Origin of the sequence: Massilia sp. Root418, assembly GCF_001425265.1 — a bacterium.
Lineage (GTDB): Bacteria > Pseudomonadota > Gammaproteobacteria > Burkholderiales > Burkholderiaceae_D > Rugamonas.
This window is the reverse complement of sequence record NZ_LMEC01000006.1, coordinates 1-19,088: the sequence shown is the minus strand read 5'-3', so window position 1 is coordinate 19,088 and position 19,088 is coordinate 1. Positions and strand designations below refer to the sequence as shown.

The 19,088-nt window shown below is 67.8% G+C and carries 18 protein-coding genes, 3 rRNA genes and 1 riboswitch; of the genes, 6 read left to right on the top strand and 15 right to left on the bottom strand.

From position 1 onward, the window contains the following. The 5 genes from ASC94_RS07410 to ASC94_RS07395 form a co-directional block, all read left to right on the top strand. A 23S ribosomal RNA gene (locus tag ASC94_RS07410) occupies positions 1-92 on the top strand; the annotation flags it as partial. Positions 93-238: 146 nt separating this feature from the next. Beyond that, a 5S ribosomal RNA gene (gene rrf, locus ASC94_RS07405) occupies positions 239-351 on the top strand. 4 nt (positions 352-355) lie between these two features. Further along, positions 356-538 (top strand): hypothetical protein (locus tag ASC94_RS33550; RefSeq protein WP_229417194.1); only part of this gene is annotated, 183 nt, incomplete at its 5' end. A gap of 62 nt (positions 539-600) precedes the next feature. Beyond that, the gene (locus ASC94_RS07400) at positions 601-2,010 is read left to right on the top strand and encodes a nuclear transport factor 2 family protein (RefSeq protein WP_056392848.1); all 1,410 of its coding nucleotides are present in this window, start codon (positions 601-603) and stop codon (positions 2,008-2,010) included. Then, positions 2,010-3,230 carry a murein L,D-transpeptidase family protein gene (locus ASC94_RS07395; protein WP_056392844.1) on the top strand — a complete coding sequence of 407 codons (1,221 nt, stop codon included), beginning with the start codon at positions 2,010-2,012 and terminating at the stop codon, positions 3,228-3,230. Before ASC94_RS07400 ends, ASC94_RS07395 begins: the two co-directional genes overlap by 1 nt. Here ASC94_RS07395 and ASC94_RS07390 read toward each other — a convergent pair. The 15 genes from ASC94_RS07390 to cobT all read right to left on the bottom strand — a co-directional run bounded on the left by ASC94_RS07390 (position 3,227) and on the right by cobT (position 18,634). Continuing rightward, the gene (locus ASC94_RS07390) at positions 3,227-4,639 is read right to left on the bottom strand and encodes a DHA2 family efflux MFS transporter permease subunit (RefSeq protein ID WP_056392842.1); all 1,413 of its coding nucleotides are present in this window, start codon (positions 4,637-4,639) and stop codon (positions 3,227-3,229) included. The genes ASC94_RS07395 and ASC94_RS07390 overlap by 4 nt on opposite strands. A gap of 93 nt (positions 4,640-4,732) precedes the next feature. Beyond that, positions 4,733-5,389 carry a 5,6-dimethylbenzimidazole synthase gene (bluB, locus tag ASC94_RS07385; protein ID WP_056392839.1) on the bottom strand — a complete coding sequence of 219 codons (657 nt, stop codon included), beginning with the start codon at positions 5,387-5,389 and terminating at the stop codon, positions 4,733-4,735. Next, complete coding sequence (locus ASC94_RS07380) at positions 5,386-6,882, bottom strand: cobyric acid synthase (protein WP_056392846.1); 1,497 nt, start codon at positions 6,880-6,882, stop codon at positions 5,386-5,388. The genes bluB and ASC94_RS07380 overlap by 4 nt, the downstream gene beginning before the upstream one ends. A 14-nt stretch (positions 6,883-6,896) precedes the next feature. Further along, the gene (locus tag ASC94_RS07375; RefSeq protein WP_056392837.1) at positions 6,897-7,781 is read right to left on the bottom strand and encodes a cobalamin-binding protein; all 885 of its coding nucleotides are present in this window, start codon (positions 7,779-7,781) and stop codon (positions 6,897-6,899) included. Continuing rightward, a complete protein-coding gene (gene cobD / locus ASC94_RS07370) occupies positions 7,778-8,773 on the bottom strand; it encodes a threonine-phosphate decarboxylase CobD (RefSeq protein ID WP_056392834.1) in 996 nt (331 codons plus the stop codon). The genes ASC94_RS07375 and cobD overlap by 4 nt, the downstream gene beginning before the upstream one ends. Beyond that, complete coding sequence (locus ASC94_RS07365) at positions 8,766-9,713, bottom strand: CobD/CbiB family cobalamin biosynthesis protein (protein WP_056392832.1); 948 nt, start codon at positions 9,711-9,713, stop codon at positions 8,766-8,768. Before ASC94_RS07365 ends, cobD begins: the two co-directional genes overlap by 8 nt. Next, a complete protein-coding gene (gene cobU, locus ASC94_RS07360) occupies positions 9,707-10,297 on the bottom strand; it encodes a bifunctional adenosylcobinamide kinase/adenosylcobinamide-phosphate guanylyltransferase (protein WP_056392830.1) in 591 nt (196 codons plus the stop codon). The genes ASC94_RS07365 and cobU overlap by 7 nt, the downstream gene beginning before the upstream one ends. After that, a complete protein-coding gene (locus ASC94_RS07355; protein ID WP_056392829.1) occupies positions 10,294-11,616 on the bottom strand; it encodes a cobyrinate a,c-diamide synthase in 1,323 nt (440 codons plus the stop codon). The genes cobU and ASC94_RS07355 overlap by 4 nt, the downstream gene beginning before the upstream one ends. Then, positions 11,610-12,245 carry a cob(I)yrinic acid a,c-diamide adenosyltransferase gene (gene cobO / locus ASC94_RS07350; RefSeq protein WP_056392827.1) on the bottom strand — a complete coding sequence of 212 codons (636 nt, stop codon included), beginning with the start codon at positions 12,243-12,245 and terminating at the stop codon, positions 11,610-11,612. The genes ASC94_RS07355 and cobO overlap by 7 nt, the downstream gene beginning before the upstream one ends. Continuing rightward, a complete protein-coding gene (locus ASC94_RS07345) occupies positions 12,242-13,015 on the bottom strand; it encodes an ABC transporter ATP-binding protein (RefSeq protein ID WP_056392825.1) in 774 nt (257 codons plus the stop codon). The genes cobO and ASC94_RS07345 overlap by 4 nt, the downstream gene beginning before the upstream one ends. Positions 13,016-13,026: 11 nt before the next feature. Then, the gene (locus ASC94_RS07340; RefSeq protein WP_056392824.1) at positions 13,027-14,049 is read right to left on the bottom strand and encodes an iron ABC transporter permease; all 1,023 of its coding nucleotides are present in this window, start codon (positions 14,047-14,049) and stop codon (positions 13,027-13,029) included. A 23-nt stretch (positions 14,050-14,072) separates the two neighbouring features. Then, positions 14,073-15,935 (bottom strand): TonB-dependent receptor domain-containing protein, encoded by a 1,863-nt coding sequence (locus ASC94_RS07335; protein WP_056392822.1) that lies wholly within the window; start codon positions 15,933-15,935, stop codon positions 14,073-14,075. A gap of 64 nt (positions 15,936-15,999) precedes the next feature. Continuing rightward, positions 16,000-16,230: riboswitch (cobalamin riboswitch) on the bottom strand. A 5-nt stretch (positions 16,231-16,235) separates the two neighbouring features. After that, positions 16,236-16,799, bottom strand: a complete 564-nt coding sequence (locus tag ASC94_RS07330) for a histidine phosphatase family protein (RefSeq protein WP_056392819.1) — start codon at positions 16,797-16,799, stop codon at positions 16,236-16,238. A gap of 16 nt (positions 16,800-16,815) precedes the next feature. After that, a complete protein-coding gene (locus ASC94_RS07325) occupies positions 16,816-17,598 on the bottom strand; it encodes an adenosylcobinamide-GDP ribazoletransferase (RefSeq protein ID WP_056392817.1) in 783 nt (260 codons plus the stop codon). Positions 17,599-17,608: 10 nt separating this feature from the next. Next, positions 17,609-18,634: a nicotinate-nucleotide--dimethylbenzimidazole phosphoribosyltransferase gene (cobT, locus tag ASC94_RS07320; protein WP_056392815.1), complete on the bottom strand. Its 1,026-nt coding sequence runs from the start codon at positions 18,632-18,634 to the stop codon at positions 17,609-17,611. Positions 18,635-19,017: 383 nt separating this feature from the next. On the opposite strand from cobT, the gene ASC94_RS07315 reads away from it, so the two are divergent. Next, positions 19,018-19,088 (top strand): 16S ribosomal RNA (locus ASC94_RS07315); the annotation flags it as partial.

Sequence of the window (19,088 nt, the reverse complement as noted above, 5' to 3'; positions counted from 1 at the left end):
GTCGTTCGAGACCAGGACGTTGATAGGCTGGGTGTGGAAGTGCAGTAATGCATTAAGCTAACCAGTACTAATTGCCCGTAAGGCTTGTCCCTATAACATTGATAAGTTATAGCGAGAAGTGCTTAGTTGTAATGCGAATTGTTGATTGACAATCCCTACCTTAATAAATTAAAATACTTCTTCTGAATTTTAGAGCAGCAGTTGCCCAGTTGGGAACTGTAGCTTGTACAAGTCAAAGCCTGATGACCATAGCAAATCGGTCCCACCCCTTCCCATCCCGAACAGGACCGTGAAACGATTTTGCGCCGATGATAGTGCTGCAACCAGTGTGAAAGTAGGTTATCGTCAGGCTAGNTCGGTCCCACCCCTTCCCATCCCGAACAGGACCGTGAAACGATTTTGCGCCGATGATAGTGCTGCAACCAGTGTGAAAGTAGGTTATCGTCAGGCTAGTTATAAAGAAAAAGCCCACCAGGTGATCCTGGTGGGCTTTTTTGCATTTGCGGTTGCACCTGGACTGTGGCGGGTTGGTAACTAGCAGTTTTGAATTGCGGCAACATTCGGTGTACCATGTCCGCTTTCCTCCTCCATTCGACTTCCATGACCGCGAAGACTGCCCCCAACACGCTGCGCCGTGCCGTAGGTAAGGTCTGTACCGGCGCCGGGCTGCTGGCCACACTGCTGGCCGCGCCTGTATTTGCCGACGAACTGGCCGAAGTGAGTAAGCTGATGCGCGCCGGGAAGGCCGGCGAGGCGTTGGCCCGCACCAATGCCTACCTGACCCGCAACCCTGGCGATCCGCAGATGCGCTTCATGAAGGGCGTGCTGCTGACGGAGCAGAACAAATCGGAGGAGGCTATTGCGATCTTCGCCAAGCTGACCGAGGACTACAAGGATCTGCCGGAGCCCTACAACAATCTGGCGGTGCTGTACGCGGCCAGCGGGCAGTACGACAAGGCCCGCGTGACGCTGGAGAAGGCGATCCGCACCAATCCTAGCTACATGACGGCGTACGAGAACCTGGGCGACGTATACGGCAGGCTGGCCAGCCAGGCGTACGACAAGGCCCTGGCACTGGGCACCACCGCGCCGCCGGCCGGTTCCAAGCTCACGCTGCTGCGGAATTTCTCCAGCAGTACCGGCAGCAAGGCGGGCGCCGCACCGGCGGCACCGGCTACATTGGCTGGATCGGCCTCGCCGGCCGTGCAGTCCACCGCTGCCGTTGCTGTTGCTGCGGCGCCGTCAGCGTCGGCCACAGCGGCACCGCCGGTCAAACTGGTATCGCAGATCCCTGAACAGCCAAAGTCGCAGCCGATGCAGCGCATCCCATCGATGGCGGTCGCCCCGTCAGCCGCGCCTGCGCCGCTGGCGGCGAAGGCGGCCAACGCGCCAGCACCTGCGCCGGTGGCAGCTTCCGCGCCAGGCAAACCGGCGTCGGCACCCGCGCCCGCGCTGGTGGCCGCTGCAGCGCCCGCGAAAGCGACTCCGGCAGCGGCGCCCGCAGCGGTGGCCGCCGTCACGCCAGCCAAGCCGGCGCCCGCGCCAGTCTCCGCTGCCGTGCCCGTCAAAGCGGCGGCCGTCCCCGCCACTACGCCGGCCGCGCCGGCGCCGAAAGCCGAAGCGCCCAAGCTCGCTGCCGCTCCCCCTCCCGCTCCTGCCGCCGGCAACGCCGATCACGACGAAGTGCTGAACCGCGTCAACGGCTGGGCCAGGGCCTGGGCGTCGCAGGACGTCAGCGGTTACCTGGGTTACTACAGCGACGAATTCGCGCCGCCGAAGGGCTTGTCGCGCAAGGCGTGGGCGGACGAACGCCGTGCGCGGATCGAAGGCAAGGGCCGCATTCGTGTGGAGGTCAACGCGCCGCAGGTGGCCATCACCGGCGACACCGCCAAGGTGACCTTCCGCCAGGTGTATGAATCGGACCGTCTGTCGGCCAACAGCCGCAAGACCCTGGTCATGGTCCGGCACGGCGGCAAATGGCAGATCAAGCAGGAATTGTCGGGCAGCTGATGTCTTATTCCGAAGTCACCCGGGGCCGGCTGGTGCGCGGCTCGCTGTGCGCCCTGCTGATATTCGCGTCGGGAGGAAGCGGCGCGGCCCGAAAGCCGCAGGCCGCGCCAGCGGCCAGGCCCGAACCGGAGCAAATGCTCGCCGAGATCTACAAGGACCTCGCTGAAAACCACCTGCGCGACGCGCAAGCCAAGGCCGACGCCCTGGTGGAGGCCTATCCCACCTTCCATCTGGGTCACCTGGTGCGAGGGGACTTGCTGCTGATGCACACCCGTCCAGTTGCCAGCCTGGGCGCCGTTGCTGCCGGCAAGGATGCCGAAACCCGCCTGCAAGACCTGCGCGGCGAGGCGGCCGCGCGGCTACGTGCCGAAGCGCGGCCGGCCGGAGACCTTCAGCCGCGCGCCCTGCTCCAGCTGCGCAAGGACCAGCGCCACGCACTCATTGTGGACGCCAGGCGCTCCCGCGCCTACCTCTACGAACACCGCAACGGCGAAATCCGCTACGTGAGCGGCTACTACTTCAGCCAGGGCAAGCTGGGCGTGAACAAGGTGAAGGAAGGGGACATGCGCACACCGGTCGGCGTGTACTACATTTCCGGGCGCCTGCCCGGCGCAAAGCTGCCCGACTTCTACGGCAAGGGGGCGCTGCCGCTGGATTACCCGAATTCCTGGGACAAGCTGAATGGCCGCAGCGGGTCCGGCATCTGGATCCACGGCGTGCCGCCCGAGACCTTCAGCCGCGCACCGCTGTCGACCGACGGTTGCGTGGTGGTCAGCAATGACGACCTGCAAAAGCTGAGCCGCATCGTGGAGGTGGACAAGACGCCCATCGTGATCGGCGACCAGGTTGAATTCGTCAAGCCCGGCGTGCGCGAGAACGACCGCAAGCTGGCCGATTCGCTGCTGGAAGGCTGGCGCCGCGACGCCGAACAGCGCGACGGCGGCCAGCTGCGCACGCATTACTCGGCGCGTTTCAAGTCCGCCGGCGACGAAAAGGCGGACGCCTGGATTGCGCGCCAGCAGTTTCTGCCCGGGGCAAAGCGCGTGCGCGTGACCCTGCAGGACACCAGCCACTTCCGCCAGCCCAGCCGGGAAGACATCATTATCAGCACCTTCACGCAGCAGACCGCCGTCGGCAAATTCCGCCACGCGGTGCGCCTGCGCCAGTACTGGGCGCGCGAAGGGGCGGACTGGAAGATCGTTTCCGAGTCCGTACTTTAAGCCGTTGCGCCTTTCGCCAGCCCTTCGCCGTCGCTCCTGCGCAAGGTCCAGAAAGTGACCGAGGACAGTGCCGTCAGCACGGCCAGCGTCATGAAGGCATGGTGCAGCGCGCTGGTCAGCGCCACCCTGTTCGTCTGCGGCAGGTCGCCCAGGTACCAGCCCGCCACCAGCGAACCGAAAGCCAGGCCGAAACTCATCGACAGCTGCTGCAGCGAGCTGGCAATGGTGCTAGCCATGCTGCTGTCCGGGCCTTCGATGTCGGCGTAGGCGATGCTGTTCATGCTGGAGAACTGCAGGGAATTGAAGAAGCCCAGGCACAGGCTGATCGCCACGATGGCATACAGCGGCGTGCCCGGCCCCACCAGCGTGTACATGGCGATGGTGCAGCCGATCAGCAGTGTGTTGACGATCAGGACGTGGCGGTAGCCGAAGCGCGCCAGCACGCGCGTGGAAATGAACTTCATCCCCATGGCTGCGGCGGCCGACGGCATCATCAGCAGCCCCGATTGCCACGCCGGCAGCCCCAGGCCGAGCTGGTACAGCAGCGGCAGCAGGAACGGCAGGCCGCCTATGCCCAGGCGCGTGACGAAGCCGCCCAGCACCGAGACGCGGAAGGTGCGCACGCGCAGCAGCGCCAGGCGCAGCAAGGGGTGCGGCGCCTGGCTCGCGTGCCAGCCGTAGGCAGCCAGCAGGCTGCACGAAATGAACAGCAGCACGCCCGCCGAGGTGGGATCGAGCTTGTGTTCCCCGAACACTTCCAGCAGCCATGACAGCAGTGCCACGCCGGTGCCGAACAGCACCAGGCCGATCAGGTCCAGGGGGCGCTGCACTTCCGCGCGGTAGTCAGGCAGGTGGCGCCACGCCAGGTAGATGGCCGCGACGCCGACCGGCACATTGATGAAGAAGATCTCGCGCCACGACATCCAGTGCACGATCAGCCCCCCAACGGTGGGGCCAAGCAGGGGCCCGATCAGCGCCGGGATGATGACGAAGTTCATGGCCGCCAGCAGCTCGCCCTTGGGGAAGGTGCGGATGATGGCAATGCGCCCGACCGGCATCATCATCGCCGCGCCCAGTCCCTGCAGCAGGCGCGCCGCCACCAGCATGGGCGAATTCACGGACAGGCCGCACAGTACCGAGGCGATGGTGAAGATGGCGATGGCGCTCATGAATACGCGCCGCGTGCCGTAGCGGTCGGCCATCCAGCCGCTGATGGGGATCGCCACCGCCAGGCTGAGAATGTAGCTGGTGACCACCGCCTTCAGGCTGAGCGGCGTCACTTGCAGGCTGGCGGCCATGCTGGGGATGGCGGTGTTAACGATGGTGGAGTCGAGCTGCTCCATGAACAGGGTGGTGGCTACCACCCATGGCAAATAGCGCTTGGCTGAGGAGGTCACGGAACTGGTCATACGCCCGATTGTCACACAATCCTGTGGCGCACGCTTCCCGCTTAAGATGACCTGGATGGACCTGATGGACCTCGATGGACCTGGATGGAACTGTTAGCCGCCCGCTTGCGTGCCCCAGCTGTCCTCGTACAGCACGCGCTGGACCGGCATGCGCTGGTCCCAGCGCTCCAGTTCCAGCATGGGCGCGCGGTAAAACTCCTCCACCTGGCCCACGCACAGCACGGCGATCGGCTGGCTGCCCTCCGGCATGCCGCACAAGGCGCGCAGGCGTTGCGGATCGAAAAGCGACACCCAGCCCGCGCCGACGCCTTCAGCGCGCGCCGCCAGCCAGAAGTTCTGGATCGCGCAGGCGGCCGAAGCCAGGTCCATTTCCGGCATGGTGCGGCGGCCGAACACGAAACGCTCGCGCTGGTCGATCAGCCCCACCACCAGCACTTCCGCGCACGCCAGGATGCCTTCCACCTTGATCCGCATGAACTCTTCGGCGCGCTGTCCCAGCGCTTCCGCGGTGAGCTGGCGTTCCTCGTCCACCAGCTGGTGGATCTGCGCGCGCAGCGCCGGGCTGGCGATGCGGATGAAGCGCCAGGGCTGCATCAGCCCCACACTGGGCCCGTTGTGTGCCGCCGCGATGAAACGCTCCAGCTGGCCCGGCTCCAGTGGCCCCGCCTTGAAATGGCGCACGTCGCGCCGCTCGCGGATGGCGCGGTACACCCCGTCGATCTCCGCCGGCGCAAAGGCGTGCGGGCTCACGCGCTGCGCTCCCTCAGCCCTTGGCGCCGGGTGCCGGGCGCGCCCAGCGCGGTAAGCGCGTCCAGCAGGGGCCGGGTCGCCTCGGCTATGCGGTCCAGGCTCGCCTCGCGCAGCGCGGACGTGTCCACGCGGTGCTCGGTGTGCAGGCCGGCCCACTGCAGCAGCGCAGCGCAGGCTTGCGGGGCGTCGAACAGGCCGTGCAGATAGGTGCCGAGAATCTGGCCGTCCGGCGAACGCGCGCCTTCCGGCCGGCCGTCGATGCGGAAGGCGGGGCGCGACAGGGCCGGTCCTTCCGACACGCCCATGTGGATTTCGTAGCCGCTGACGGCGGCGTGCATGGCGTCCTGCGCGAAGGCGCAGGTGCCGCTGACCTGCACCAGGCGCTTTTCGCTGGTGAGGGTGGTGTGCATGGCGAGCAGGCCCAGGCCGGGCGAGCAGCCGGGCGCGCCTTCGATGCCCAGCGGGTCGCCCACGTCCTGCCCCAGCATCTGGAAGCCGCCACAAATGCCGATCACCTTGCCGCCGTAGCGCAGGTGGCGTTCGATCTTCTCCGGCCAGCCCTGCGCGCGCAGCCATTCGAGGTCGGCGCGGGTGTTTTTGCTGCCCGGGACAATGATCAGGTCCGCCGGCGGAATGGCTTCGCCCTGGCGCACGAAGGTGAGGTCCACGTCCGGATGCGCGCGCAGGGCATCGAAGTCGGTATGGTTGCTCATGCGCGGCAGGCTGGGCACCACCACGCGGAACGCGCCGCGCGATGCCTGCACCGGCTGCACGGCGTCTTCCGCATCCAGGAACAGGCCATGCAGATACGGCAGTACCGCCAGCACCGGTTTCCCGGTTTGCTCTTCCAGCCAGTGCAGGCCGGGTTCCAGCAGCTTGATGTCGCCCCGGAAGCGGTTGATGACGAAGCCGATCACGCGCTCACGCTCGCTGCGCGACAGGCAGGACAGCGTGCCGACGATGTGGGCGAATACGCCGCCCCGGTCGATGTCCGCCACCAGCACCACGGGACAATCCACCGCCTCGGCAAAACCCATGTTGGCAATGTCGCGGTCGCGCAGGTTGATCTCGGCCGGGCTGCCTGCGCCTTCCACCACCACGGCCTCATATTGCGCCGCCAGGCGCGCGTGCGATTCCAGCACCGCGCTCATGGCGACGGTCTTGTACTGGTGGTAGTCGCGCGCGTTCATCTCGGCGCGCACCTTGCCGTGGATGACCACTTGCGCGCCGGTGTCGCTGGAAGGCTTCAGCAGCACCGGGTTCATGTCGGTGTGTGGCGCCAGGCCGGCGGCGATGGCCTGCAGCGCCTGGGCGCGGCCGATTTCGCCGCCGTCGGCGGTGACCGCGCTGTTGAGCGCCATGTTCTGCGGTTTGAACGGCACCACGCGCACGCCGTCCTGCTTGAGCAGCCGGCACAGGGCGGCCACCACGGTGCTTTTGCCGGCGTCCGAGGTGCAGCCCTGCACCATCAGCGTCTTGTCGGGGAATGCCATCAAGGAAGCGTCCATCAGTTCTTCCGGTGCTGGCGGGCCTGCTCCAGCTTTTCGCACAGCATGGCGGTGCCCTGGATCATGCGCGGGCCGGAGCGGTTCAGCAGGTGGCCGTCGACGGTAAACAGGTTGTCGTTCTTCACCGCCAGCATGGTCTTGTAGGGGCGCCACAGGTTCACGCCGCCATAGTTCTTCTCCGCCGTGGCGAACACCGCTTCCGGGTCTTCGCGCAGCACGCCTTCGATGTCGACCACCGGCGCGGTGATCTTCATGCCGGCAAAGACGTTCACGCCGCCGCACACGCGCATGGCGTCGCTGACGATATGGCTGCCGCTGAGCGTGTAGAGCGGCTTGTCCCATACCTGGTAGAACACGCGCACCGGCGGCCGCTTGGCGTACTGGGTGGTGAGGGCGGCCAGCTTGTCGCGCCATTCGGCGGCCGCCTTGGTGGCCACGGCTTCGGTGCCGAGCAGCTGGCCCATGCGCTGGATATTGTCCGGGATGTCGGCCAGCTTCTTCGGCTCGCTGTGGAACAGCGGGATGCCGAGCTGGCGCAGCGTGTCGATCTGGCGCTCGGAACTGCCGTGCATCCAGATCACGATCAGGTCCGGCTTCAGCGCGGCGATGCGTTCCATGTCCACCTGCCGGTTGTCGCCCACGTTGGGGATTTTCTTGGCCGCCTCGGGATAGTCGCTATAGGTCACGGTGCCGACGATCTTGTCGCCGCCGCCGGCCGCGAACAGCAGCTCGGTGACGTGCGGCGCCATGGCGATGACGCGCTGCGCGGGCTTTTGCAGGGTGACCGGCTTGCCGTCGTCGTCCAGCACGGTAATCGCGGCAAAGGCGGAGGTGGCGGCGGAGGCGATTGCCAGGCCGGCCAGCGTGCACAGGAATTTTTTCATTGTTTGTCCTTGGTCCATAAGGTGAGGGCGTGTTCCAGGCGCTGCCAGCCTGCTTCGTCCGGCGGCAGGCCGAGACGGATGCCGCGCGCCGCGCTGGGGAACAGGCGCACCCAGATGCCCTGGCGCGCCATGTGTTCGTGGAAGGCTTCGGCGCGCGCTTCGGGCCACCACTGGAACAGCGCGCTGCCGCTGGAGTGGATGCCGTGCGCGGCCAGCAGGGCGTGCAGGCGCTGGCCGCCGGCGCGCAGTTGCGCCAGCGTGCGTTGCTGCCAGGCGGTGTCGCGCAGCGCGGCGAGCGCCACTTGCTGCGCCGGCCCGCTCACTGTCCAGGGGCCCAGCAGGTCCGCCAGCGCGTCCAGCAGCGCCGGCTGCGCGGCGACGAAGCCCAGGCGCAGCCCGGCCAGGCCGAAGAACTTGCCGACCGAGCGCAGCACGATCAGGCCGTCCGGCATGCCATAGCCGCCCTGCGCTGCGGCGCTGGCCTGCAGCGCCGTGTCGCCGAAGGCTTCGTCCACGACCAGCCAGCCGCCGCGCGCCGACAGCTGGGCGGCCCAGTCGAGCAGGCATTCGCGCGGCACGCTGGCGCCGGTCGGGTTGTTCGGGTTGACCACCACCATGACGTCGCACTCGGCTACGGCGCTGCCCAGTGCATCGTACGGAACCTGGTGCAGCGTGTGGCCGTGCTGGGCCCAGTGGTGGGCATGCTCCGCGTACGACGGCGCCGCCACAGCCACGCGCGACGGCCGCCGCAGCCGGGGCAGGGCCTGGATCGCCGCCTGCGTGCCGGCCACCGGCAGCAACTGCGGGGCGCCATAATAGGCCTGGGCCGCCTGCACCAGTGCCGGATCCGGCTCCGGCAGGCGGTGCCACGCGTTATCCGCAATGGCCGGCGCCGGATACCATTCCGGGTTGATGCCGGTGGAGAGGTCGAGCCAGTCGTTGCGCCCGTAGCGCAGCGCGGCCTGGCGCAGGTTGCCGCCGTGTTCAAGCATGCAGGCCTCCCGCGATGGCGGCGGCTGCGGCGAGCCACAGCGCCGTGGTGCGCGCCACGAGCTGCCAGGCGCGCTGGATGTCCGCGCCTTGCGCGGCGCTGCCGCTGCCCAGCGGCGGGCGTTGTTCGGTTTCGCCGTCGTAGACAGCTGCGCCGCCCAGCGCCAGGCCGAGCGCGCCTGCGCCGCTGGACATGACCGGGCCGGCGTTCGGGCTGCTCCATGCCGGCGCTTGCGTGCGCCAGCAGCGCCAGGCCAGGCGCTTGCCGGCGAGCGTGGGCGCCAGCAGCACATAGGACAGCGCCGTCAGGCGTGCAGGGAGGTAGTTCAGTGCGTCGTCGATGCGGGCGGCGGCGCAGCCGAACTGCAGGAAGCGCGCATTGCGGTAGCCCCACATGGCGTCCAGCGTGTTCGCCAGGCGGAACAGCACTGCGCCGGGGCCGCCGGCCACGGCGAACCAGAACAGCGTGCCGAACACCGCGTCGTTGCCGTTTTCAAGCAGGGATTCGGTGCTGGCCTTGGCCAGGTCGCCAGGCGTGGCGTTAGCCGTGTCGCGGCTGACGATGCGGGAGGTCAGGTGGCGCGCGGCGGGCAGGTCGCCCCGCGCCAGCGCGCCGGCGATGGGAAGATTGTGATCACGCAGGCTGCGCAGGCCGATGCAGAAGTACAGCATCAGCGCGTGCAGCGCGAAGCCGGCGGTTTCCCCTGCGGACCACACCGCGCCCCACGCCAGAAGGGTAAGCGGCAGCACCGCGAGCACCCAGGCCAGCAGGCCGCGCGGGAAGCGCAGGCTGCCCCGGTTCAGGCGGCGCTCGATGGCGTTGGCCAGCTTGCCGAAGCCGACCAGCGGATGCCAGCGCGGCGTCTCGCCCAGCAGCAGGTCCAGCGCCACGCCGGCCGCCAGCAGCAGCGCGATGGCGGCGGCGCCCAGTCCCGTCAGCATGGCGCGCCTTTCAGCACCAGCGGCAGGCCGGCCGCCACGAACACGGCACGGCTGCATACGGCCGCCACGGCCTGGTTCAGGCGGCCGGCTTCATCGGTAAAGGCGCGCGAGATGGCGCCGTACGGCACGATGCCCATGCCGACCTCGTTCGACACCAGCACAATCTCGCCGGCACTGCCGCCCGCCGCACCCCCGGCGCCCGCCAGCACGTCCAGCAGCGCCGCGCGCTCGGCATGGAAGCGCTCCGGCAGGGCGATCTCGCCCACGTCCGGGTAGTCCGTTCCGTCCGCGAACATCAGGTTGCTCAGCCACAGCGTGAGGCAATCGACCAGCACCAGGCGGCCGGGCGCGCGCCATTGGCGCAGGGCGCCGGCCAGTGCCAGCGGCTCCTCGACTGTGGTCCATGCGGCAGGCCGCTGGCGCTGGTGGTGGGCGATGCGCACCGCCATCTCGCCGTCGCCGGCGCGTGCGGTGGCGATATACACCACCTCCTTGCCGGACGCGATGGCCAGCTGCTCCGCATAGGCGCTCTTGCCCGAGCGCGCGCCGCCGAATACCAGCGTGCAGCCCGTGGCGCCCATCATCCCGCGCTCCGCGTGAACATGGCCGCCACCGCCGCAGGGTTGGACGGGAAGTAGGCGTGGAAGTAGGACGCGGTCAGCGAACCAAGCCGGTAGACAGCCTCGCCGTCCGCGCCGGACGGATGCTTGACCGTGCGTACCGCCGGTTCAAGCGGCGTCTCCAGCGTGGAGTAATGGAAGGTGTGGCCGCGCAGCACGCCGTGCGGCGTAGGCATGCCTTGCGAGCCCAGGCCGGCCAGGCGCGCCTGCATTGCGACGCGGCCCGGCAGCACTGCCGCCATGTCCCATGCCGTACCGGCCCTGTCGGCCAGCGTGTCGGCCAGCGCCATCATGCCGCCGCATTCCGCCACGATGGGCATGCCGTCGCGGTGCGCCGCGCGGATCGATTCCTGCCAGTGCTGCGCGCGGGCCAGCTTCTCCGCGTGCAGCTCGGGATAACCGCCGGGCAGATAGACAGCGTCCGCGCCGGCCGGCACCGGCTGGTCCGCCAACGGCGAGAAGAACTCCACGGTTGCGCCCAGGCCGGCCAGCGTTTCCAGGTTGGCGGGGTACAGGAACATGAACGCCGCGTCGCGCGCGACGGCGACCTTGCGGCCGGCCAGCGGCTGTTCGGTGTCCGTCCCGGTCGCCGCCAAGGCGTCGCCCAGCTCCAGGCGCGTGCTGCGCAGATTGCTCCATGCCGCCTCGTCGAAATTCAGCTGGTCCGCCAGCTGGTCCAGGATGTCGTCGATGCCGTCCACTTCGGACGGCAGCACGAGTCCCAGGTGGCGTTCCGGCAGCGAACGCGCCTGCTTGGGCAGGGTGGCGAAAAGCGGAATGTCGCGCAGCGATGCCGCCACCATGGCCGCGTGCCCGGGGCTGGCGACGCGGTTGGCGATCACGCCGGCCATGTCCACCGGACCGTAGTCGCGCAGGCCGTGGACCAGCGCGCCGGCCGTCTGCGCCATGGCGCCGGCATCGATCACCGCCATCACCGGCACGCCGAACTCGCGCGCCAGGTCGGCCGACGAGGGCGAGCCGTCATACAAGCCCATCACGCCTTCGATCAGGATCACGTCCGCCTCCAGCGCGGCTTGCGCCAGCTGCGCGCGGCACGCTTCGCGGCCCACAATCCACAGGTCCAGCGATTTCACCGGCGCGCCGCTGGCGCGCTCCAGCAGCATGGGATCGATGAAGTCCGGCCCGCACTTGAACACGCGCACCTTGCGGCCCATCCCGGCCAGCTTGCGCGCCAGCGCCGCCGTGGCGGTGGTCTTGCCCTGGCCGGACGCCACCGCCGCCACCAGCACCACCGGGGCGTTGATATGCGACGACGTTACCATTCCGTGCCCGCCTGCGCTCCGATGCCCGACTTGAAGGCGTGCTTGACCACGTTCATCTCGGTGACGGTGTCCGCCACGTCGATCAGCTCCTGCGGCGCGCCGCGCCCGGTAATCACCACGTGCTGCATGGCCGGCCGTTCCAGCAGGTCCGCGATCACGGTGTTCACGTCCAGGTAGCGGTATTTCAGCGCGATGTTCAGCTCATCGAGCACCACCATGCCCACGGCGGGATCGGCCAGGAAGCGCTTGGCCTGCTCCCACGCCAGTTCCGCCTTTTCGATGTCGCGCTCGCGGTTCTGGGTTTCCCAGGTATAGCCCTCGCCCATGGAATGGAAACTCACCTCGTCGGGGAAGCGGCGCAGGAACAGTTCTTCGCCGGTCTGCATGGCGCCCTTGATGAACTGCACCACGCCCACCTTCATGCCGTGGCCCATGGCGCGCACCGCCATGCCGAAGCCGGACGAGCTCTTGCCCTTGCCGTTGCCGGTGTTGACGATGATGATGCCGATCTGCTTGTCCGCCGCGGCGATCTTGGCGTCGATGATGGCCTTCTTGCGTTCCATGCGCACGCGGTGGCGCTCGTTCAGCGCGTCGATCTCGGCCTGGTTGTCTTTGGTATTGTCGTTCATGCGATGTCTTCCTTCGGTATGAAGATGTGGCGCTGGCCGTGCCGGATCACGTCGATCGGGTGGCCCAGGTAGTCGCTCAGGATATCCGGCTGCATCACGTCCGCCACCGGCCCGGCCAGCCAGCGGCCGTCGCCCATCAGCAGCAGCGCGTGGGTGGAGACGCTGTGCGCCAGCGTGAGGTCGTGGCCGACCATCACCACGGTTTTATCTTGTTCGCGGCACAGGCGCGCCAGCAGGCGCATCACGCTCACCTGGTGCGCCAGGTCCAGCGCGTTGGCCGGCTCGTCGAGCAGCAGCAGCGGCGTGTCCTGCGCCAGCATGGCGGCGATCGCCACGCGCTGGCGCTCGCCGCCGGACAGCGTGCGTACGTTGCGCTCGGCAAGCTCCGCCACTTCCATGGCGGCCAGCGCCTCCATGGCCAGGCGGTGGTCGTCGGTGTCTTCCCAATAGCGGTCGCCGTGGTAGGGGTGGCGCGCCGACAGCACGGTTTCGATCACGCTGTAGGCGAAGGCGTCGTTGCGCGACTGCGCCAGGAAGGCGCGCTCGCGCGCCAGGTCGGCCAGCGGCCAGTCCGGCAGGCTGCGGCCCTGGATAGCCACGCTGCCCTCGTCCGCCGGGATCAGCCCCGCCAGGGTGCGCAGCAGCGTGCTCTTGCCCGCGCCGTTGCGGCCGATAACGCTCCAGCATTCGCCGTCGCGCACCTGCCAGTCCAGTTTGTCGACCAGCGTGCGCGCGCCGATGCGCAAGCTCAGTTCTGATGTGGCGATCATCCGGGCTGCGCTCATTTCTGCAGCCTGTGAAGTTGGTACAGGAATACCGGCGTGCCGATCAGCGCGGTGACCACGCCCACCGGCAGCTGCAGCGGCGCGAACAGGGTGCGCGCCAGCGTGTCGGCCAGCACTAGATAGCCGCCGCCGGTCAGCATCGCCGCCGGAATCAGCACGCGGTGGTCCGGGCCGAAAGCGAAGCGGCAGGCGTGCGGCACGATCAGCCCCACAAAGCCCACGCTGCCCGCGTTGGTTACCGCGCTGGCGGTCAGCAGCGCCGAAACGAAGAACAGGCCCTTGCGCAGCGCGCCCACGTTGATGCCCAGCGTGACGGCCGCCTCGGCGTGCAGCGCCATCACGTTGATGGCGCGTGCGCTGCGCAGCGCGTACAGCGTGGCGCCGGCCAGCACGATCCACGGTATCCAGCGCATCGGCGCCCCGGCCAGGTCGCCGATCAGCCAGAACACCATGGTGCGCAGGCGGCTTTCGGGGGCGACCGACAGCATCAGCGTGATCAGCGCCGTGCAGGCCGCCGTCAGGATCACGCCGGTCAGCAGCAGCAGGGCGGTGCCGCCCTCGGCCGCCATGCCGCCGCGCATGTCGCGCCGCGCGAGGAAGTACAGCATCATGGACACCGCCACCGCGCCGCCGAAGGCCGCCGCATCCACCACCCACGCAGCGCACATGAACATCATGGCCGCCAGCGCGCCCACCGCCGCGCCGGACGAAATGCCCAGCACGTAGGGGTCGGCCAGCGGGTTGCGCAGCAGGGCCTGCATCATCACGCCCGCCAGCGACAGTGCCGCGCCGGTGACGAAGGCGGTCAGCGCGCGGCTACCGCGCAGGTCGAGCAGGGTGGCGGCCAGGCTGTTGGCCTGGCCATTCCACAGTTCCTGCAGCGCGCCGGGAATATCGGACAGCGGAATGTGCACCGAGCCGGTAACCCCGGAGAACAGCAGGCTGCCGACGACGAACAGCAGCAGTCCGCCGGTGATGGCGCTGGCTCGCGTGCGCAGGTTGCGGGAGTGTGGATGCATGGTGCTTTCTTGGACCCTTTTGTTTACTTGATGCCGTAGCGTACAGCGGCGAAGAACTTGGCGCCCGGCGTGGCGTAGTTGCGCGCCACCTCGTAGTTCTTGTCGGTGACGTTGTTCCAGCGCGCCAGCACGGACCAGTCGCGCGCGAACTGCCAGGTGGCGTACAGGTTCAGCAGGCTGTAGCCGCCCAGGCGGTTGCGGTTGGCGGCGTCGTCGAAGCGGGTGGCGGACACTTGCAGCTCCGCGCCCGCAGCCAGCGCCCCTGCGGCGTATTCTACGCTGGCGTTGCCGTGCTTTTTCGCGCGGCGCGCCAGCGATTTGCCGGTGGTCTCATCTTTCGGGTCCTGCCAGTCCGCATTGGCGGCCACGGTGAACGCGCCGATGCGGCGGCTGCCGTTCAGCGACAGGCCTTCCAGCATGGCGCGGTTCACGTTGTAGGAGCAGCTGCCCTTGCGCGACGGGTCGGGGCATGGCGTGGTGGTCACCAGCATGTCCGTGAGCTTGTTGCGGTAGATGCTGGCGCCGAATTCGGTCACGCCGTCGTCGTACTGCAGGCCTGCCTCGGCGTTGCGGCCCTGCTCGGGCTTGTTGTTCTCGTAGCCGAAGCCAGGGTAGTAAAGCTCGTTGAAGGTCGGTGCGCGGAAGCTGGTGCCGTAGCTGGCGCTGGCGCGCAGCGCGCTGCTGAAGCGGTAGCCGTAGCCGGCGGAGCCGGTGGTCTTGGTGCCGTACTGCGAGCTGTCGTCCGCGCGCACGCCCAAGGTGGCCAGGTGCGCGCCGCGCTTCATGCTGTAGGCGCCGGCGTAGGAGTCGGTGGTGCGCTTCTTGCCCAGTGCGGGCGTGGTGCCGGACACTACTTTCTCTTCGCGGTGGCCGAACAGCACCTGCAGCGTGTCCTCGCCGATGCGCACATCGTTCTGCCAGGTGACGTCGGACTGCTTGCTGTCGATGCGGCTGTAGGCACTGGCCACGCCGGTGTCCGAGATCGAGTCGTCTTCCGCCTTGGCCAGCTGCACGGTGCTGTACCAGTTGTCCATTATCTGGTCTTTGCTGAACACGCCCAGGTTGGTCAGCTTGGTCTGGCTGCGCGTGTCGTAGCGGCTGGTGCCGCTGTCGAACTGGCCGTTGGTGCGGCTGTTCAGGAACACCAGGCCCAGGTCGTGGCCCTTGGCCAGCTCGAAGCCGAACTGGCCGGAGGTGCTGGTGCGCTCGTAGCCGTCGTCGTCCGCGTTGTAGTTGCTGCTGCCAGGCTTGGTGGACGAAAAGCCGTCCGATTGTTCGCGGCCGGCGCTGAGGGCGTAGCTGAAGCTGTTGGGGCCTGCGCTGGCGCCGAAGATGCTGGCGTCGTATTTGCGGGTCTGGTCGCTGCCCGCGCCGATGGAGGCGGCCACGGCCACCGGGCCGGCGCCTTTCCTGGTGAAGATCTGTACCACGCCGCCGATGGCATCCGCGCCGTACAGGGAGCTCATGGGGCCGTACACGATCTCGATGCGCTCGATGGCTTGCAGCGGGATGCCCGACCAGCTGGCGGTGCCGGAGGTGATGGAGCCGATGCGCACGCCGTCCACCAGCACCACGGTCTGGTTGGCGTTGGCGCCGCGCAGGTAGACGCTGGAATTGGTGCCGGGGCCGCCGTTGCGGGCGATCTCGATGCCGCGCTGGCGCTGCAGCAGGTCGGTGATGGAGCCGGCGCCGGAGCGGCTGATCGCTTCCGCGTCCATGGTCACGGTGTCGCTCAGCACGTCGCGCTGCAGCTGAGGCGAGCGGGTGGCGGTGACGATCACGCTGTCGGAGGCGGTGGCCTGGGCGAAAGAAGGCGCGGCGATGGCCATAGGAATAGCCATGGCCAGCGACGTGGCGGCCGCGTGCCGGATTACAGGAAAGCTCATAGTAGTTCTTTGTATAGTATGCAACCAGCCTACTTCCCCGTGGGCTGGATTGAACAGATGCGCGTGCGCATCCACCTGCTTTGGCCGGTATCCGGGCTCGCAAGTTTGAACCGCCTAACCTTCCCATGCGGAGCACAGTGGTTTGTGGGAGGCAGCTTGTCGCGCTGGGCGACACTTGTTTACCGTTGCGGGGGCAGCACACGTTGGCCGTTTTCCTTGCGGGGAGCGGCTTCGTGTTTCCCGTTTAACTGCGCGCATGGGCATGCGCGCGGGCACCAAAACCCCGCCATTATACGGACTTCAGGCGACAGCTTCCAGAATGACAGTCTCGCCGTAGGCGATGCTGTGCGGCGCGGCGGCGGCCCGCCGCGCGCATTCGTGCAGCGGCAGGCCGGCTTGCAGGCCCGCTTCCAGCGCCGCCAGCAGGCGGATGGTGCCGGCGTGGCAAATGATGGCGGCCTGCGGCAGGCCGCGCCGGCCCAGCAGTTCGGCGCGGAACGCCGCCACGCGTTCGGCCACCTGCAGTACGTTTTCGCCGCCGCCGGGACGGTAGTGGACCAGGTCCGCAGCCCAGGCATCCACTTCAGCGCGCGGGATGTCGTTCCAGCTGCGCTGCTCCCAGCCGCCGAAATCCATCTCGGCCAGGCGCGCATCCAGCGTGTGCGGGCCGAGGCGCGCCGCCAGCGCCGTGCAGCGCTGCAGGGGACTGGCGTAGAGCGGCGTGCCGGGGACGATGCTGGCGCTGGCCAGCAGCGCGGCATGCACGCGTGCCACGTCGTCCGGTGCGGCGGGCAGGTCGCTGCTGCCGTAGCACATGCCCGGCGCCACCAGCGGCCGTGGATGGCGCACCAGGATCAGGCGCATGGCCCGCGCCTTCGCGTCACGGCTGCCACGCGCCGCGCCCCAGGCCGGCCAGCACGCACAGGTAGATCAGCACCTCGGCCAGTTGCTGTACCGCGCCCAGGCAATCGCCGGTGTAGCCGCCGATGCGGCGCGAGAATTTGCGGCCCAGCCAGACGGCGGCGGCCAGTGCGGCCAGCACGGCGGCGCCGATGGACAGCCATGGCAGCCGTCCTGCTGCGCCGGTCAGCGCCGCAGGCAGCGCCGTGCAGGCGCAGGCGATGGCGAATTCCGCGCCGCTCATCTCCTGCGCCATCGGCTTGGCCTTGCCCTCGGCGCGCGCGTACGCCATGCGCCAGATCAGCGAAGTGGCGGCAAGGCGCGACAGGGGATGCGCCAGGAATAGCGCGGCCACCGCCATGGCCGGCGGCAGCAGGGCCAGCGCCGTGCACTTCACCGCCAGCAGGCAGATGGTGCCGATCGCGCCGTACGCGCCGATGCGCGAATCCTTCATGATCTCCAGCACGCGTTCGCGTGTCATGCCGCCGCCGAAGCCGTCGCACATGTCGGCAAAACCGTCTTCGTGGAAGGCGCCGGTGGCGTAGATCCCGGCCGCCGTCGCCAGCAGCGCCGCTAGCGGCGCGGGGAACACGCATGCCGCCGCCGCGTACGCCGCCGCGGAGATGGCTGCGACGACCAGCCCCACCAGCGGAAAGTAGCGCGAGGCGTGGTGCAGCCAGGCGGGATCGAATCCCACCCAGCGCGGGATAGGCAGGCGCGTGAAGAACTGCAGCGCAATGAAGAACAGTCGCAGCTGGTGCATGGTGCGGCGCTTACTCGGACTTCTCGCTCACCTGGGCGGACTCGAAGGTCGCCATCTGGTTCACGAAGTTCACTGCCGCGTGCAGCAGCGGCAGGGCCAGCGCACTGCCGGTGCCTTCGCCCAGTCGCAGGCCCAGGTTCAGAAGCGGGCGCGCGCCCAGGTCGTCCAGCATCAGCTTGTGGCCGCTTTCGTCCGAGCAGTGGGCGAATACGCAGTAGTCGAGGATGGCCGGTTCCAGGCGCGCCGCCACCAGCAGCGCGCTGGTGACGATGAAGCCGTCGATCAGCAGCACCTTGCGCAGTTCCGCCGCCTTCAGCATGGCGCCAACCATCATGGCGATCTCGAAACCGCCGAATGTCGCCAGCACCTGCAGCGGTTCGGTGGCGCCGGCGTGCTTCGCGGCGGCGGCTTCGATCACGCGCTGCTTGTGCAGCACGCCCTCTGCCGACAGCCCCGTGCCCGCACCCACGCATTGCGCGGCCGGCAGGCCGGTCAGCTTGTGCATCAGCGCTGCGGCGGTGGTGGTGTTCCCGATGCCCATCTCGCCAAAGCCCACCACATTGCCCGTCAGGTCCGCCGCCAGCGCAGCGCCGTGTGCCAGCGCGGCATCGCACTGCGATGCCGTCATGGCCGGCTCCTGCGCGAAGTTGCGGGTGCCGTGCGCCACCTTGCGGTCATGCAGGCCGTCGCGGGCGCCGAAGTCGTGGTTCACCCCCGCATCCACCACGTGCAGCGCGCAGCCCATCTGGCGCGCGAAAACATTGATGGCCGCGCCTTGCGCCAGGAAGTTCTCCACCATCTGCCAGGTCACGTCCTGCGGGTAGGCGGAAACGCCTTCCGCAACCACGCCGTGGTCGCCCGCGAACACCAGGATCGCGGGGCCTACTATAGAGAGCGCCGTCGTGCCCTGGATCAGGCCGATCTGTTTGGCCAGCGGCTCCAGCACGCCCAGGCTGCCGAGCGGCTTGGTCTTGTTATTGATGGCGCGGTCCAGCGCAGCGGACAGGTCGGCATTCGCGGTAGGGGAAATATGCATGGGTAATTCATAGAGATGGAAACGAGTTGCGATGGTACAGCCTGCCCTTGCGGAATGCGAGGGGCTTTGCTATAGTTCTGTCCCCGTGCTGCTGAGCACTGCTTGCAGCGTAGGAGAGGTAGGAAAACAGGGGTTGACGGATTTAACGAAACGCCCCATAATCTCATCTCTCTGCTGCTGAACAAAACGCTTCAGCAATAATGCAGAATTCTTTAAAAATTTACAATCGATAAGTGTGGGCGTTTGATGATGAGGCCCGCAGCGCAAGCTGCGAAACTCAAATTATTTAAACGCTCAACAAAAAACAAACGTGACCTTCGCAAGAAGGAATCGTCAGTATTTTGAGTGAGCGACCAAGTCAGCAATGACTTTAAACAGAGATTGAACTGAAGAGTTTGATCCTGGCTCAGATTGAACGCTGGCGGCATGCTTTACACATGCAAGTCGAACGGTA